15 protein-coding genes and 1 pseudogene are annotated in these 17,044 nt (G+C 39.6%); all 16 read right to left on the bottom strand.

Features of this window, described 5'->3' with window-relative positions; translation table 11 throughout:
- Positions 1-31 precede the first annotated feature (31 nt).
- The gene (locus ACNHOZ_RS03945; RefSeq protein WP_047749913.1) at positions 32-1,699 is read right to left on the bottom strand and encodes a ribonuclease J; all 1,668 of its coding nucleotides are present in this window, start codon (positions 1,697-1,699) and stop codon (positions 32-34) included.
- A gap of 194 nt (positions 1,700-1,893) precedes the next feature.
- A complete protein-coding gene (gene dapA, locus ACNHOZ_RS03940; RefSeq protein WP_013058822.1) occupies positions 1,894-2,766 on the bottom strand; it encodes a 4-hydroxy-tetrahydrodipicolinate synthase in 873 nt (290 codons plus the stop codon).
- 75 nt (positions 2,767-2,841) lie between these two features.
- The gene (dapG, locus tag ACNHOZ_RS03935; protein WP_028411393.1) at positions 2,842-4,074 is read right to left on the bottom strand and encodes an aspartate kinase; all 1,233 of its coding nucleotides are present in this window, start codon (positions 4,072-4,074) and stop codon (positions 2,842-2,844) included.
- 39 nt (positions 4,075-4,113) lie between these two features.
- Positions 4,114-5,157, bottom strand: coding sequence for an aspartate-semialdehyde dehydrogenase (gene asd, locus ACNHOZ_RS03930; RefSeq protein ID WP_013058824.1), 1,044 nt, complete (start codon positions 5,155-5,157; stop codon positions 4,114-4,116).
- A 191-nt stretch (positions 5,158-5,348) separates the two neighbouring features.
- Entirely contained in the window at positions 5,349-5,954 is a 606-nt protein-coding gene (locus ACNHOZ_RS03925) for a dipicolinate synthase subunit B (protein WP_013058825.1), read from the bottom strand.
- Positions 5,954-6,853, bottom strand: coding sequence for a dipicolinic acid synthetase subunit A (dpaA, locus tag ACNHOZ_RS03920; RefSeq protein WP_013058826.1), 900 nt, complete (start codon positions 6,851-6,853; stop codon positions 5,954-5,956). The genes ACNHOZ_RS03925 and dpaA overlap by 1 nt, the downstream gene beginning before the upstream one ends.
- A gap of 188 nt (positions 6,854-7,041) precedes the next feature.
- On the bottom strand, positions 7,042-7,308 hold the full coding sequence (locus ACNHOZ_RS03915; RefSeq protein WP_013058827.1) for a YlmC/YmxH family sporulation protein: 267 nt from the start codon (positions 7,306-7,308) through the stop codon (positions 7,042-7,044).
- Positions 7,309-7,406: 98 nt separating this feature from the next.
- Positions 7,407-8,651 carry a M16 family metallopeptidase gene (locus ACNHOZ_RS03910; protein ID WP_028411394.1) on the bottom strand — a complete coding sequence of 415 codons (1,245 nt, stop codon included), beginning with the start codon at positions 8,649-8,651 and terminating at the stop codon, positions 7,407-7,409.
- Positions 8,652-8,679: 28 nt separating this feature from the next.
- Positions 8,680-9,660 carry a polysaccharide deacetylase family protein gene (locus tag ACNHOZ_RS03905; RefSeq protein WP_033579798.1) on the bottom strand — a complete coding sequence of 327 codons (981 nt, stop codon included), beginning with the start codon at positions 9,658-9,660 and terminating at the stop codon, positions 8,680-8,682.
- A gap of 142 nt (positions 9,661-9,802) precedes the next feature.
- Entirely contained in the window at positions 9,803-11,929 is a 2,127-nt protein-coding gene (gene pnp / locus ACNHOZ_RS03900) for a polyribonucleotide nucleotidyltransferase (RefSeq protein WP_014458473.1), read from the bottom strand.
- 168 nt (positions 11,930-12,097) lie between these two features.
- Positions 12,098-12,367 carry a 30S ribosomal protein S15 gene (gene rpsO / locus ACNHOZ_RS03895; RefSeq protein WP_013058831.1) on the bottom strand — a complete coding sequence of 90 codons (270 nt, stop codon included), beginning with the start codon at positions 12,365-12,367 and terminating at the stop codon, positions 12,098-12,100.
- A gap of 149 nt (positions 12,368-12,516) precedes the next feature.
- Positions 12,517-13,473, bottom strand: coding sequence for a bifunctional riboflavin kinase/FAD synthetase (ribF, locus tag ACNHOZ_RS03890; RefSeq protein ID WP_048019858.1), 957 nt, complete (start codon positions 13,471-13,473; stop codon positions 12,517-12,519).
- Between the two features lie 28 nt (positions 13,474-13,501).
- The gene (truB, locus tag ACNHOZ_RS03885) at positions 13,502-14,419 is read right to left on the bottom strand and encodes a tRNA pseudouridine(55) synthase TruB (RefSeq protein WP_033579797.1); all 918 of its coding nucleotides are present in this window, start codon (positions 14,417-14,419) and stop codon (positions 13,502-13,504) included.
- 92 nt (positions 14,420-14,511) lie between these two features.
- A complete protein-coding gene (gene rbfA / locus ACNHOZ_RS03880) occupies positions 14,512-14,877 on the bottom strand; it encodes a 30S ribosome-binding factor RbfA (RefSeq protein ID WP_013058834.1) in 366 nt (121 codons plus the stop codon).
- 14 nt (positions 14,878-14,891) lie between these two features.
- Positions 14,892-15,170, bottom strand: coding sequence for a DUF503 domain-containing protein (locus tag ACNHOZ_RS03875; protein ID WP_013058835.1), 279 nt, complete (start codon positions 15,168-15,170; stop codon positions 14,892-14,894).
- A pseudogene (gene infB, locus ACNHOZ_RS03870) lies at positions 15,167-17,035 on the bottom strand (translation initiation factor IF-2); the annotation flags it as partial. The pseudogene infB and the gene ACNHOZ_RS03875, both read right to left, overlap by 4 nt.
- Between the last annotated feature and the right edge of the window lie 9 nt (positions 17,036-17,044).

Raw genomic sequence — 17,044 nt, 5'->3', positions numbered from 1 at the left:
TAAAAAGCCTTCCCAGCGGGAAGGCTTCACATTAGATTTCCATGATAATCGGTAAAATCATCGGTTTACGACGGGTTTTTTCATATAAAAATTGATTTAAACTTTCTCTCATTTTTAATTTTAATGAAGACCACTCGATCACTTTGTCTTCCATACACTTTTCTAAAATTTGCTGAACAATCTTCGTTGCTTCTTCTAAAAGCTTTTCTGATTCTCTTACATAGACGAATCCGCGGGAGATGATTTCTGGCCCCGCTACTACTGTTTTTTGACGTTTATTAATCGTAACTACTACCGTTAAGATTCCGTCCTGTGACAGCAGCCTGCGATCCCTCAGAACGATATTCCCAATATCGCCGACGCCTAGTCCATCAATGAGCGTATTTCCCGCTTGAATAGAACCGCTAGGGTACATGCGAGCATCTTTAAACTCAACTCGCTCACCTTTTTCAAGCAAACAAATATGATCTTCTGATATTCCTAATTGACCGGCTAGCTTTGCATAAGCTTTTTGTTTTCGATACTCTCCATTCACAGGCATGACATATTTCGGCTTTGTTAAGTTAATCATAAATTTTAATTCTTCTTGACTGCCGTGTCCGGAAGCCTGTACTTTCTTCTGAGCAAACACTACGCTTGCTCCTAAACGAAAGATGACGTCAATTGTTTTTGAAAAGGTCGTTTCGTGCCCCGCCACGGGTGTAGCAGCCAGCAGGACCGTGTCATCTTGTTTGATTTGAATAAATTTATGGGACTGTTTAGCCATTCGAGTAAGACCTGAAATCGGCTCTCCGTGATGACCTGTTGTTAAAATAACCGTTTCATGTTCTGAAAGATCCTTTAGCTTTTGCACAGGAACAATTAAATCCTCAGGCAGCTGCAAATGTCCAAGTTTTGCTGCAATATCAATGATTTTCAGCATACTCTTTTCCATAACGATCAGGTTACGGCCATGCTGATATGCGGCATGAATAACTTGCTGAATACGGTGCAGATTGGAACTGTATGCAGCAACAATGATTCGACCTTTGCTTTTATAAAAAGCGTCGGTAATATTTTGTCCGATGACGGCCTCGGAAACTGTATAGCCTGGCTTATCCGCATTTGTACTGTCTGAAAGCAAACACAGGACGCCTTTTTCCCCAATGGCAGCCATTTTTCCAATATCAGCGCTTTGAATGCTGACTGAGTTTTGATCAAATTTAAAATCACCTGTATATACAATCGCACCTTGATTGGTTTGTAAACAAATGCCGACTGAATCTTGTATACTGTGCTGCGTTCTAAAAAATGAAATATCCACTCCTTCAAACGATAAAACCGTTGACGAAGTGATAGGATGTAAAGCCTCATATTTTTTAATTCCATACTCTTTTAACTTTTCTTTGATAAGTGCTAGCGTTAATTCTGTACCATATACCGGCACGTCCAATTTTTGAAGTATAAAGGGAATAGCCCCAATTTGCTCTTCATGTCCATGAGTAACAAAAATGCCTTTTACGTTCTGCTGATTTTCTACTAAATATGTAATGTCAGGAATGACAATATCAATTCCTAACATTTCCCCTCCCGGAAACTTTGACCCTGCATCTAACACATATATGTTTTCATTGATTTCCACCACATACATGTTTTTTCCAAGTTCTCCGACTCCACCCAAGGCTGAAATTTTAATATTTTCTGTCTTTTCTAGTACCATAAGTTCCTCCTACTTACTTTCACCCGTACAATTTCATTTGCTTACATTATAACTGAAGTAAGAATTGGAATACAAGAAATTTCATTCGTCTATTTCCGTCATGTGCTCTTCTATTATCTTATAAGAAAAAAACGTCTCTTCATCAACTCGTATATACGGTCAATGAAGAGACGTTTAAAAAACATACTTATAGCTTATAGCGTATTTAATGTGCTGACTAACGTTTGGCGTTCTTCTTCCGTTAACGGAACTAAAGGTAATCGTACCGATCCTACGTCTAACCCTTTTAGCTGTAAAGCTGTTTTAACAGGCGTTGGACTTGGAGCCGCAAAAAGAGATTTCATCACAGGTACAATACGCTGATGAATTTTTGCTGCTTCTTTCGGATTTCCTGACTCATACAACTTAACCATCTCTTGCATTTCATTTCCAATAACGTGAGAGGCAACAGAAATAATCCCAGTTCCTCCAATTGCTAATACCGGCAGTGTTAAGCCATCATCACCGCTGTATAAAGCAAAATCATCGCTTGTTTGTGCGATAATAGCTGTCATTGCGTCAAGGTCGCCGCTTGCATCTTTTAACGCTACAACATTTGGCAGTTCAGCTAGGCGTACAATTGTATCCACAGACATATTGATCACGGATCGCCCTGGAATATTGTATAACATGACAGGCAGCTCTGTACTTTCAGCAATTGTTTTAAAGTGCTGATATAAGCCTTCCTGATTCGGCTTGTTATAATAAGGTGCTACAATCATAATCGCATCTACGCCGATTTCTTCTGCCTTTTTCGTTAATTCAATTGATGCATACGTATTATTGCTTCCTGTACCTGCAACAACAGGTACACGGCCATCTACTACCTTTACTGAGTGGCGGAACAGCGCCAGCTTTTCTTCTGTTGAAAGCGTAGGAGATTCACCCGTTGTTCCTGCAATAACCAACGCATCTGAACCGTTGCTGATTAAATAGTTAATAAGCTGCGTTGTTTTTTCAAAATCAATATTTCCTTTATGATCAAAAGGCGTTACCATCGCTGTTGCGACTTTCCCAAAATCAATCATGTTTTCACTCCTTGAAATTGCATTATCCCTATTCATGTAATGAACCGTTAGCTTATAGCTAACGGAACATGTAGTTTATCTTTTTTGCGGTGCTTTTGACAAGTCAAAGGCACCATGAAGAGCATTAACGGCTTTCTTTAAATCCTCTTCTTTTACAAGCACCCAAATCGTCGTATGGCTGTCAGCAGATTGTAAAATCTGAATACCTTCGCTAGAAAGAGCTGTAACAATTTTAGATGTAACACCAGGCACCCCTGCAATTCCTGCTCCAACCGTTGATACTTTGGCACAGTTGCGAATAACAGCCGGCTCATACCCTAGCGCATGAAGCACATCAATTGCTTTGTCAGTTGCTTCATCTGTTACCGTATATACAACACCCTTCGGTGAAATATTGATAAAATCTACGCTGATTTTTTCTTGTGCCATTGCTTTGAATACCTCTGCTTGCGTATCATAATGGCCTTCTTTACTAAAAACTTTAATTTGAGTCACGTTAGATACGTGGGCGATTCCTGTTACAAGGCGTTCTTGCACATCGCTTCCACGCTGCTGTGCTTCACCTTGAGATGTAACGAGCGTACCTTCTGAATCAGCATACGTGGAACGGACGCGCATCGGTACTTTTGCTTGCATGGCGATCTCTACGGCACGTGGGTGAACTACTTTTGCACCTTGATAAGCCATGTTGCATATTTCGTTATATGTGACAACGGATAGCGGTCTTGCATCTTCTACAATACGCGGGTCCGCTGTCATCACACCTTCTACATCCGTGAAAATGTCAATGTAATCAGCCATAAGGGCTGCACCTAACGCTGAAGCAGATGTATCGCTACCTCCGCGTCCAAGCGTTGTTGTATCACCTTCAGCAGTTGCCCCTTGAAAGCCTGTTACGACAACGACATCATATTCTTCTAATTCTTTTAACAAACGGTCGCATTTCATTTCTAGTATCTTGGCATTGGTAAAATCATCATTCGTCACAAACCCTGCCTGTGCACCGTTTAATGCTGTAGCTTTAATCCCATTTTCGTTTAATAAATTTGTAAATACAACCGATGAAATTAATTCTCCGCATGCCATAAGCATATCAAGCTCACGTTTGTTAAGAGACGCTTTATTTCCATCAACAAGTGAAAGCAATGTATCCGTTGCATACGGTTCACCTTTTCGTCCCATTGCCGATACAACAACGACTACTTTGTAACCCTCACTTAATGCATTATTTAAATGATAGATTGCTCTTGCTCTTCCTTCTTCGTTACGAACGGAAGTTCCTCCAAATTTTTGGACGATTATTTTCATACTTACACCTCATCATGTTCCGAGACACTCTGGTTGCGCTTATTTTACTAAGCTAAGCTTAATAAGTGATTCTGCAATTTGTACAGAATTCCAAGCTGCACCTTTTAACAAGTTATCAGAAACGATCCACATATGGAAACCGTTATCGCGATCTAAATCTTTACGAATACGGCCGACAAACACATCTCGTTTACCTACACAGTCTGCTGGCATTGGATATACTTGATTTTCTGGATCATCTTGCAATACGATACCAGGTGCATCAGCCAATAAATTTTTCACATCAGCTACCGTTACACCGTCTTTTTCAATTTCAATGTACACTGACTCTGAATGACCTGTTACAACCGGTAGACGAACACAAGTAGCAGCTACTGGCAATTCAGGCATGCTCATAATTTTTTTCGTTTCATTAATCATTTTCATTTCTTCAAATGTAAAACCGTTATCTTGAAATTTATCAATTTGCGGAATGGCATTAAAAGCAATTTGATAATGTTTTTTATCTCCACCAACCGGTAAAATTTCCGGTGTAAACTCTTTTTCTTCTAAAATAGCTTTAGCTTGTTCTTTTAATTCATTAATTGCAGCAGCGCCTGCTCCAGAAACGGCTTGATACGTTGATACTAGCACTTTAGATAAGCCGTATGTTTCGCGTAATGGCTGTAATGCTGCTACCATTTGAATTGTAGAGCAGTTTGGATTAGCAATGATTCCGTTATGTGCGTGTAATGCATCTTCGTTCACTTCCGGCACAACTAACGGGACATTTTCATCCATTCGATAAGCGCTTGTGTTGTCTACAACGATTGCTCCGCGTTTTACTGCCTCTGGTGCAAGTGCTTTTGAAATGCTGCCGCCTGCACTGAATAAAGCAATGTCTACGCCTTCAAAGCTATCAGGAGTTGCTTCTTGCACAACAACTTCTTCTCCGTTAAACAACACTTTTTTACCAGCTGAACGAGCTGAAGATAATAACGTTAATTTACCAACTGGAAAATTACGCTCCTGTAGGGTTTTAATCATTTGTTGTCCTACTGCACCTGTTGCTCCTACTACTGCTACATGTAATTCTCTTGTCATTTTAATACCGCCTCCAACAATTTTCAACTACTCAACATTTATCTGCATATACTGACTATTTTAACATATTATTATGCTTCATTGCGTCAAAGAAGAGAAGATTTTTAAAATCTTCTCTTCTTTGAGATTGAGAGTTCTCTTACAGCCGCAGTATTGAACAGATTCATACAACAGCAAGAGGCATATATGTCCTATGACTCTTGACCGTCGCGGAACCTTTCGACAATAACAGGCTGAATCTGTTTATCTTCAAGCGCTGCGTACACCGTGTCTGATAACATCGTCATACGCGCTACCATTGAATTTGGTTTAAGCACCGGGTCATCTTGACCAAATGGAATAAAATAAATATTTTTAGTCGCCATTAGCCTCATTAAGTTTACACCATTTAGCCCTAGTGCGTCATTAGTCGAAATTCCCAGTACCACTGGCTTATTATTACGAAGCGTTGCTTTAGCTGCCATGAGTACCGGAGATTCAGTCATTGCATTCGCAAACTTACTCATCGTATTCCCAGTGATTGGGGCAACTACCATACAATCAAGCGGAATCTTTGGTCCTAGAGGCTCTGCTTTTACAATTGTATTGATGACGGCATGACCTGTTAATTCCTCAATTTTCTTCACCCAGTCTTCTCCATCTCCAAAACGAGTATTTGTGGATTGTACAGTGTAAGAAACAACCGGTAACACTTCTGCTCCCAAATTAACAAGCTTTTCAATTTCCGGCATAACCGCATCATACGTACAGTGAGATCCGGTCAAGCCGAATCCTATTCTTTTACCTTTTAATGACATTATTTTTTCTCCTCTCTCGCATCCGCAGCGTCTTTTAATAAATTCACTAATACATTAGCGACAATCTGACCTGCTGTTTTTGGAGCCACAATCCCTGGAAGACCAGGTGCTAAAATAGCTTTAATTCCTCGTTTTTCTGCATAGCGGAAATCGGTTCCTCCAGGCTTTGAAGCTAAATCAATAATGAGCGCGTGGGTCGGGACATTAGATAATGTCTTAGCCGTTAAGATAGGGTATGGAATGGTGTTAATACATATATCACTATCAGCAATTTCTTTATCGAGTTCAGAAAGATAGAAAGGCTGCAAACCCATTTCAGCAATACGTGCTAAATGTTCAGATTTTCTAGCTCCTACTTTTACATTGGCACCAAGTGCAGCAAAGGACCTCGCCACGCTCATTCCTACTCTTCCTAAACCTAGGACAGAAATATTTGAACCGTGAATGGTAAAATCCGTATGTTGAATAACAAGCATGATGGTACCTTCAACAGTAGGAATAGAGTTATAAATTGCTACATCATCACGCTCAAATAGCTGAACGAGTTTACGGTTTGTCGTTTTGACTAATTCGTTTAAATACCCATTGCTAATACCAGAATAAATAATGCAGTGCTCAGGCGTTTTTTTAAGTATTTCTTCAGTCAATACTACTTTTTCATTTGAAAAAATAGTATCTACTTGCCCTTCGTGATTTGTTCCAGGCACTGGAAGGATGATGGCGTCAACATCTGAAAAATCCAGCTCCTCTATCTGATATTTCGTCGCACCTGTAAAACCATGATCTAGCTGATCAAAACCAATAAGAGAGGTTTTTGCATCTAATTGAATTAATTTTCGAATGACTTCAAGCTGCCTAGCATCACCGCCAATTACAGCTATGTGCAAATCCGTTAACATGTTTCATTTTCACCTTCTTTAACATTAAATAGATGTATCCTTCGCTTAAACCATCGAGATGTAAAGTGCTATCATTACGCCCTAGAATGCCTATTGCTTTTCTTCAACATACTATGTAAACACACAGGAATCGGTGAATCTTTATCCCTGAAAATAAAAGAAACGAGATGCAGGAAGCATCTCGTTTGTTATTTTGTTGACTCATTATTTATGTCTTCTAGCTGATGAACATTTACAATCACCATATCCGTACCAATTTTTTCGATATTCCCCCACGGCACTCGCACTTCATCTCCTTGTTTTCGAAATCCAAACCACTTCACAGATGGAATAATAAGCGCATTAATTTGTCCCGTATGTTCATTAATTTCAAGATCTGTTTGCCCTAAAATACCCAAACGCTCTGCTCGCTTAACATCTACAATTTCTTTTCCACTCAGCTCACTTAATCTCATGAAATCCCTCCTTTCATCTAATTTATTGAACAACCATACAAAAAATTACATAAAAATAAGGCTGGCTCAATTATTTTAGCCAACCTTACTTTTATGGTTTAATTTCCTTTAAAACCCTTAGGTAAATCTCCACTCGGGCTTATTAATGAAAGCGCAAATTCGTCTTTGAAAATATCTCGTGCAAGACCATTTACACTATCTTTAGTCACGGCATTAACAAGGTCTAAAATCTCATCTAATGAACGGTGATAGCCCAGCATTAACTCATTTTTTCCGTTTCTGCTCATACGGCTATTTGTACTTTCAAGACTCAGCATTAAGTTTCCTTTCAGCTGCTCTTTGCTGTTAGCAAGTTCTTTATCTGTAATACCTTTGTCTTTCAAATCATAAAGCGTTTCTTGAACCGTATCATATAATACGTCGAGCTGATGGCTTCCAGTTCCCCCATAAATCGTTACAAGACCACTGTCTCGATAAGAAGAATGATAAGAGAAAACAGAGTAAGCCAAGCCGCGCTGTTCGCGGACTTCTTGGAACAAACGACTGCTCATGCTTCCGCCAAGCACGTTGTTTAATACAATTAAGCTATATACATCTTCTCCGCCAATTGGCAAACCTTTAAAGCCAAGGCAAAGATGAGCTTGTTCTGTCTCTTTTTTGCGCGCAATATGATTTGTATGGAACTCAGGCTGAACATATTGATGAGCGGAATGACTTGACGTATATGTACCAAAATAGTTTTCCACCTGTTGTATAAAACTCTCATCAATGTTTCCAGCTACTGAAATAACGATGTTTTCAGGAATATACATTTGCTCCATATATTGACGAAGCGAATCACCGTTAAATGTTTTTAACGTATCTTCCGTTCCTAAAATTGGATACCCTAATGGATGATTGCCATATACGGCTTTTCCTAATAGATCGTGTACAATATCGTCAGGTGTATCTTCATACATTTTAATTTCTTCATATACAACATTTTTTTCACGAGCTAATTCCTCTTCATCAAATGAAGAATTAAAGAACATATCCGCCAGCACATCTAGCGCTTGATCTGCGTGTTCGTCTAATACTTTTGCATAGTAGCACGTGTATTCTTTAGAAGTGAATGCATTTACTTGTCCCCCAATGCGGTCGAAGCTTTCTGCAATTTCACGAGCAGATCTTGTTTTTGTTCCTTTAAAAAACATATGTTCAAGAAAATGTGATACACCATTAATTTCAGGGTGTTCACTTCGAGAACCCGTTCCGATCCATACCCCAATGGCCACAGATCGAACAGTTGGGATATTTTCCAATACAATTCTTACACCATTTTTGCACGTATATCGTTTTATCAAGCTAGTGCCTCCCTTTTGCTTATCTCACTTACTTCTTAGTAGAAGAAGGTAGTTTCATCATTCGTTCTTCATCTAGCATCGTTGACACATCGCTAACTTTCAGGCCTTTGCGTTCAATATCGGTTAACAATTGGTCAAGCGATTCAGCCGTTGATTCAGTCGGGTGCATCAGTACAATAGCCCCTGGATGAATCTTTTTCATTACTCGATTAATTAACACTTCTGAACTCGGCTTTTGCCAATCGATTGTATCAACTGTCCACATGATGGTACTCATTTTTAACTGAGAAGCAAGCGTTACTACTTCGGGGCGAAAACTGCCGCTCGGCGGAGCAAACCATTTTACTTTTTGTCCCGTAGTAGATGTAATAATATCATTCGTTTTTTTAAGCTGCTGATTGATTTGACTAGCCGATAAAGTGGCCATATCAGGATGAGAATAAGAGTGATTTCCCACTTCATGCCCTGCGTCTACAATCATTTTTGCCATATCTGGATTATTTTTAACCCATTTTCCTTCTAAAAAGAAGGTTGCTTTAGCATGGTGCTTTTTCAGCACTTCTAACATTTTAGGCAAATACTCGTTCCCCCATGCTACGTTCACTGTAAACGATACCATAGGCTTTTCATCGTGTCCACGGTAGATAGGTTCCTGTGGTAAATCCTTCAAGTGAACCTTTGGTCTAACCTGTTTGTACACTAATTTTTTTTCATCAAATTTACCCGCAGGTTTCATATTTTTATAAGAAGCAGCAAGATCAACTTTTATGCCGTTATAGCCAGGAACCCGTTTCCAAACAGGATCGATTCGTGCATTCGCCGCTGGCTTTTCATAATCTTTTGCTTTTTCTTCAATCTTTTGATATAACGCATCATGCTGAGCTGATACAAGTTGTACATCGGATTTAAGTGCTTCTATATATGCTTCAGCAAAAGGATTATAAATAGATTTATATGTAATTGCCAGTAAAAATAGAAATGCTGTAAATTGCACAATGGTTCTCTTCACTTATCCTTCCCCCTTTACCATTTAAAATATGTATAAAGAGGACAAGGTAGAACAAACATCTACAAACGATAAAATCGCCCTACACATGGATTTTCTTCATGTATGGACGATTTCACAATATCTATATAGTAGTAAAAGAAGATTATTTTGTTTCTTTTGCTTTTTCTTCTTTTTCTTTTTGTTCTTTTAAAATTGCTTTACGAGATAAGTTAACGCGACCTTGTTTATCAATTTCCATGACTTTAACTAAAAGCTCGTCACCAATCGCTACAACGTCTTCTACTTTTCCAATACGCTCTTCTGCAAGCTCTGAAATATGAACAAGCCCATCTTTTCCGCTGAAGATTTCTACAAATGCACCGAATTTTTCAATTCGTTTTACTTTTCCTAAGTACATTTGGCCGACTTCAACTTCGCGTACAAGATCTTCAATGATTTTCTTCGCTTTTTCATTCATCGGCTGATCAATAGAAGAAATGAAGATTGTACCATCTTGTTCGATATCAATTTTAACGCCTGTTTCTTCGATGATTTTATTGATTTGCTTGCCGCTTGGTCCAATAACATCACGAATTTTATCAGGGTTAATCGCCATTGTAAGGATCTTAGGCGCATATTGAGAAAGCTCTTGACGAGGCGTAGCAATCGTTGACATCATATGATTTAAGATTTGCATACGGCCTTTTTTTGCTTGTTGAAGGGCTTCGTCTAAAATTTCACGAGATAACCCGTCAATTTTAATATCCATTTGAAGCGCAGTTACGCCATTTTCGGTACCTGCTACTTTAAAGTCCATGTCTCCTAGGTGATCTTCCATTCCTTGAATGTCCGTTAGAATCGAGTAGTGTTCACCTGATTTGATCAGACCCATTGCAATCCCTGCTACAGGTGCTTTAATTGGAACCCCAGCATCCATCATTGCAAGCGTACTTGCACAAATACTTGCTTGTGAAGTAGAACCGTTTGACTCTAATACTTCAGATACAAGACGAATTGTATAAGGGAAATCTTTTTCATTTGGAATAACCGGCTCAAGTGCACGTTCACCTAGCGCACCATGTCCAATTTCACGACGACCCGGTCCGCGCATCGGTCTAGTTTCACCAACACTAAATGAAGGGAAGTTGTAGTGATGCATGAAGCGTTTAGATTCTTCTACACTTAAACCATCTAAAATTTGCACATCGCCAAGTGCACCTAATGTACAGATGCTAAGCGCTTGAGTTTGTCCACGCGTAAATAATCCAGATCCGTGTGTACGTGGAAGCAAGTTTGTTTCAGAAGAAAGTGGACGAATTTCGTCAATACTACGGCCATCAGGACGTACTTTTTCTTCTGTGATCAAGCGACGCACTTCACTTTTAACAAGCTTCGACAAAATTTCATTCACTTGATTTAGTACTTCTTCTTCTACATCTTGCTCTTCAAATTTTGCAGCTACAGCGCTTTTCACTTCTTTAATCGCATTTTCGCGCGCATGCTTTTCTTGAACTTGAACAGCACGGTTCATGTCACCTTCTGCAATTTCGCGAACTTGACGCTCAAGGTCAGCATCAACAGTATAAAGCTCAACTTCAACTTTTTCTTTGCCTACTGCTGCTACAATTTCTTCTTGGAACGCAATTAATTTTTTAATTTGCTCGTGTCCAAACATAATTGCTTCTAACATTACTTCTTCCGGTACTTCATCAGCGCCTGCTTCAACCATGTTGATCGCGTCTTTTGTACCAGCAACCGTCAGATGAATATCGCTTTTTTCAAGCTCATCTACCGTTGGGTTTACAACAAATTCATTGTCTACACGGCCTACGATTACGCCTGCAATAGGACCTTCAAATGGAATATCAGATACTGATAATGCTAATGAAGAACCAAACATTGCTGCGATTTCTGAAGAACAGTTTTGGTCTACGCTCATTACAACGCTGACAACTTGAACTTCGTTTCGGAAACCATCTGCGAATAAAGGACGAATCGGACGGTCGATTAAACGGCTAGCCAAGATTGCTTTTTCACTTGGTCTGCCTTCACGCTTAATGAATCCACCTGGGATTTTACCGACTGCATATAAACGCTCTTCATAGTTTACTGTTAACGGGAAGAAATCTACATTTTTAGGCTCTTTTGAAGCCGTTGCTGTACTTAATACAACTGTGTCTCCATAGCGGATTAATGCTGCGCCATTTGCTTGTTTTGCCAACTGGCCAACTTCAACTTCTAGCTTTCGTCCAGCTAGATCTACAGAGAACACTCGTTTTTCTTGTTCCATATCGACGAGTACCCCTCTCTACATATAAAATATGTATGTAATCAAATGTGATAGTTTTATTATAAACGAAATATCCAAAAACAATAGCTTTTTTCACATTATGTAGCATCTTTAATGTTTCTTAAATGTACATACTAAAAAAGCGGGAATGCTCCCGCTTTCTTCTTATTATCGACGTAAACCAAGTTTGTTGATTAACTCACGATAACGAGTAACGTCTTTGTTACGTAGGTAGTTAAGTAAGTTACGACGTCGACCTACCATTTTTAAAAGACCACGACGTGAATGGTGATCCTTTTTATGAGTACGTAAGTGACCGTTTAGATTGTTAATTTGCTCTGTTAGGACAGCGATTTGAACTTCTGGAGAACCAGTGTCGTTCGCATGAGTTTTGTACTCACTAATGATTTCATTTTTACGCTCTTGTGTGATAGCCATCCTATTCACCTCCTTATTATTAAACCCCAGTTACCGAGCAAAACGTTGGTGAATCGTAATGCCAAGCAATGGTTGTTTTACATACAAGTGTTATGTTACTACTTATTAGAACAAAAAGCAAGTCGTAGCAGCTATTTATATATATTTTTTTATTTATTGTTATTTTGAATTCCTTCAAAATAAGCAAGGGCTTCTTCCTTGTCCTTTGAGATCTGACCGACAAGCTCTTCGATGCCGCTGAACTTTTTTTCTGAGCGAATCATTCGGTGCCATTTCACCGTTACGTGCTGATCGTAGATTTGCTCGTCAAATGATAATAAGTGGACTTCGATTGTTGGCTTTTCTAAATTATCGTGAAAAGTCGGCTTGTAGCCCACGTTGCACACTCCTGCATACCACTTACCGTGAAGCTGAAGCTCAACAGCATACACACCGATGCGTGGAAGTAAATACTCATCGTCTAAAGCGATGTTAGCAGTAGGAAAACCTATTTGCCTGCCTCGCTTTTCTCCATGAGTCACTGTACCTGACACTTCATAATAGCGGCCAAGCAGCTCTTTTACTCGATGCATATCTCCATTTGCTAAACTTTCGCGAATAAGCGTTGAACTAATTTTTTCTTCGCCATTTGTTAACTTATCAATTGTTGTTTGCGTGAATTTTGATCGAGAATGAAATGGTAGTATTTCCATTGTTCCTTTACCTAACTTTCCATACGTATAGTCAAATCCAGCTACCACATGCTGTACATTCAGTCCAATAATATACTGATCAACAAACTCTTGAGGCAATAGTGCTGCAAACTGTTTATCAAAATGAACGATATATAAAAAGTCAATTCCCATTTCCTCAATGAGTTTCTTTTTTTCTTGAAGCGGTGTGATCATATCAATGTGCTGCACATTGCGCCCGAGCACCACAGAAGGGTGAGGAGTAAACGTCATCACAGCACTAGCTATGCCTTTTTCATCGGCTAACTGTTTTGCTGAATTTATCACTTGCTGATGCCCTAAATGCACACCATCAAAATAACCAAGCGCTAACACTGATTGTTGAACAGCTTCTCGTTGAAAGTGGTGTGGATGTCGAATTTCAATCGTTTCCAAAACACAGTTCACCTTTTCCCTAACCGGTCTAGTCGATTGCCAACACTTTAACCGGCTTCATTAAATGTTTTTTTGTTGGGTGCTGAGCATAAATTGCTAAGCACTTGCCTGCAGAATTTATCATTAAAAAGAAGGGTTCTTTTTTTAACTCTTCATCTTCCGTACACGGCAATACCGCGCCATTTTTCACTTTCTCTGCTAATGTATCACTAATTTGAAGTTTCGGCAAATGATTAAGAGCTTCTTCGATCGAATGTAGTTTCTCATTGATCGTTTCTTCTTCTACCGCCCGTTCAATATCTTCAAATGTCACACAATCTTCGAGTGAAAACTGCCCGGAACCCGTTCGCTGCAAATACGACATATGAGATGGATAGCCAAGAGCTTCTCCAATCATCACAGCAAGCGTTCGCACATATGTACCTTTGCTGCACGTTACGCGGAATTTGAAGGAAATTTGTTCTCCCTCAAATGTAGCGCGATCATCCAGCAGTTCAAAGTTATAGATATGAATGGTTCTAACTGGGCGCTCTACTTCGATCCCTTGCCTTGCATATTCATATAGTTTTTTACCTTTGACCTTTACCGCTGAATACATTGGAGGGACTTGCTGAAGTTCTCCTGTCATCGAAGACAGCACTTCTTCGATTTGAGCACGTGAAAAAGAATCCGCTACTTTCTTTTCTTCTACAACCTCTCCGGAAGAATCTTCTGTTGTTGTAGAAAACCCGAGTGTAACTTCCCCTTCATAGGTTTTAGTAGCTCCTGTTAGATATTCTACAATCTTGGTAGCTCTACCGATACAAATAGGCAATACCCCTGTAACGTCAGGGTCTAATGTGCCTGTATGCCCTACTTTTTTAGTGCGAAGCAGCTTTCGGACTTTAAACACACAGTCGTGCGAAGTCAGGCCAGCTGGTTTATGTAAAACTAAAACACCGTCCACTCATTCTTCATCTCCTTTTCATTTAAAAAAGGGTGTCTCAGAAGCAAAAACCACTTTTGAGACACCCTTTTTTGTTTCTACATTCACTGATCTTATTCGTTCTCTTGATGGTCATCGCTTTCTTTTTTTATTTCATGAAGCAATGATTCAATTCGATTACCATAATCAATTGATTCATCAAACTCAAACGTAATTTCAGGTGTTTTACGTAAGCGAATGCGCTGACCGATTTCTGAGCGGATAAATCCCTTTGCTTTCGCAAGGCCTTTTAACGTATTCTCACGCTGCTCAGCATCTCCTAAAACAGAGATATAAACTTTCGCTTGCTGTAAATCGCCTGATACTTGAACATCTGTTACAGTCACAAAACCGATGCGCGGATCCTTGATTTTACGATTTAAAATCTCGCCCATCTCTTTTTTCATTTGTTCTCCGACTCTAGTTGCTCTTATGTTCATCTGTGTCACCCCTTTTATAACCAATCAAAAGTTGTAATGGTACGTTCAATCTCTGGAAAAGAATCAATCAAGCTTAGCGCTTTTTGCAGTTCTTGTTCCGTTGTGACACGGCTAGATGAGACTGCGACAATGCTAATTTTTGTTCGTTGCCACACATCTTGAAAATCAGTTTCTGAAACCGATACGTTAAACCGCTGCTTCAAGCGCATCAAGATGCGCTGAAGCACGGCACGTTTTTCTTTAAGAGAAGCAGCATCGTAAATTAAGCATTCACACTCCACTAGTCCAATCATTTAGGATCAATTTGCTCCATTACATATGCTTCAATAATATCTCCTTCTTTAATATCATTGAAGTTTTTAATTGTAATACCACACTCATATCCTTGAGCGACTTCTTTTGCATCGTCTTTAAAGCGTTTTAGCACATCTACTTCACCTTCAAAGATAACAATTCCGTCACGGATTAAACGAATTCCACTGTTACGCGTAATTTTACCGTCTGTTACGTAACTTCCTGCGATTGTACCAACTTTTGATACTTTGAATGTTTGACGTACTTCCACTTGACCGATGATTTTTTCAGCAAACTCAGGGTCAAGCATTCCTTTCATCGCAGATTCAATTTCTTCAATTACTTTATAAATAATGCGGTGAAGACGAATATCTACGTTTTCTACGTCAGCTGTACGTTTTGCTCCAGCATCTGGACGCACGTTAAAGCCGATAACGATTGCGTTAGAAGCAGTTGCAAGAATGATATCAGATTCTGTAATTGCGCCTACACCCGTATGGATAATACGAACATTTACACCCTCTACATCAATCTTTTGAAGAGCAGCAGCCAATGCTTCTACAGAACCTTGTACGTCTGCTTTTACGATAAGGTTTAAGTCTTTCATTTCACCCTGTTTAATTTTTTCAAATAAATCATCTAAGCTTACGCGAGATTTTTCACCGCGCTGTTGTTCAAGCTGCTTTTGAGCACGAGCTTCTCCGATTTGACGAGCTGTTTTCTCATCTTCAAATACTAAGAAACGATCTCCAGCTAATGGAACTTCGTTTAAGCCAGTAATCTCAACCGGAGTAGATGGTCCTACTTCCTTCACACGGCGGCCGATATCATTTACCATTGCGCGAACGCGGCCAAACGTATTTCCGACTACGATTGGATCACCTACGCGTAGTGTACCAGTTTGAACAAGAAGCGTTGCTACAGACCCACGGCCTTTATCTAGCTGTGCTTCTACAACTGTACCTGCTGCACGACGGTTAGGATTTGCTTTTAACTCTTCTACTTCACTTACAAGTAAAATCATTTCAAGTAATTGATCGATCCCTTCACCTGAAATGGCTGAAAGCTTACAGAAGATTGTTTCTCCGCCCCACTCTTCAGCTACAAGGCCGTGCTCCATTAGTTCTTGCATAACGCGATCTGGATTTGCTGCTTCTTTATCCATTTTGTTAACCGCAACAATAATTGGCACTTCTGCCGCTTTTGCATGGTTAATCGCTTCAATTGTTTGAGGCATTACACCATCGTCTGCTGCAACAACAAGGATTGTAATATCCGTTACTTGCGCACCGCGAGCACGCATTGTTGTAAATGCAGCATGCCCTGGTGTATCAAGGAATGTAATTTTCTTTTCATCAACCACAACTTGATAAGCACCGATATGCTGCGTGATACCGCCTGCTTCTGCAGCCGTTACTTTTGTGTTACGGATAGAGTCAAGAAGCGTCGTTTTACCGTGGTCAACGTGACCCATGATTGTAACAACTGGAGGACGCACTTGAAGGTCTTTTTCGTCGTCAATAATTTCTAATGATTCAAAAGCAGTGTCATCTACTACTACTTCTTCTTCAACTTCTACACCGTATTCTCCGGCAATTAGTTCGATAGAATCTTTATCTAACTCTTGGTTAATTGTTGCCATTACACCAAGCATAAATAATTTTTTAATAATTTCAGAAGGCTCTTTGCCTAATTCTTTTGCTAACTCAGAAACCGTTAAGCTTCCGACAAACGTTACTTTTTCCGGTAACTCTTTTGCAGCTGCTGGAGCTGGTCTACCTTTTGGTGCCTGTGACTTTTGTGCCTGTGGCTTTTTGTTACCTTTATTGTTTCCTTTGTTAGCTGTTGATTTTGTATTTTTATTCAATACTTT

The organism is Priestia sp. D51 (assembly GCF_053345675.1).
Note: the sequence above shows the minus strand (reverse complement) of the source record. Positions and strands in the feature narration are given on the sequence as shown.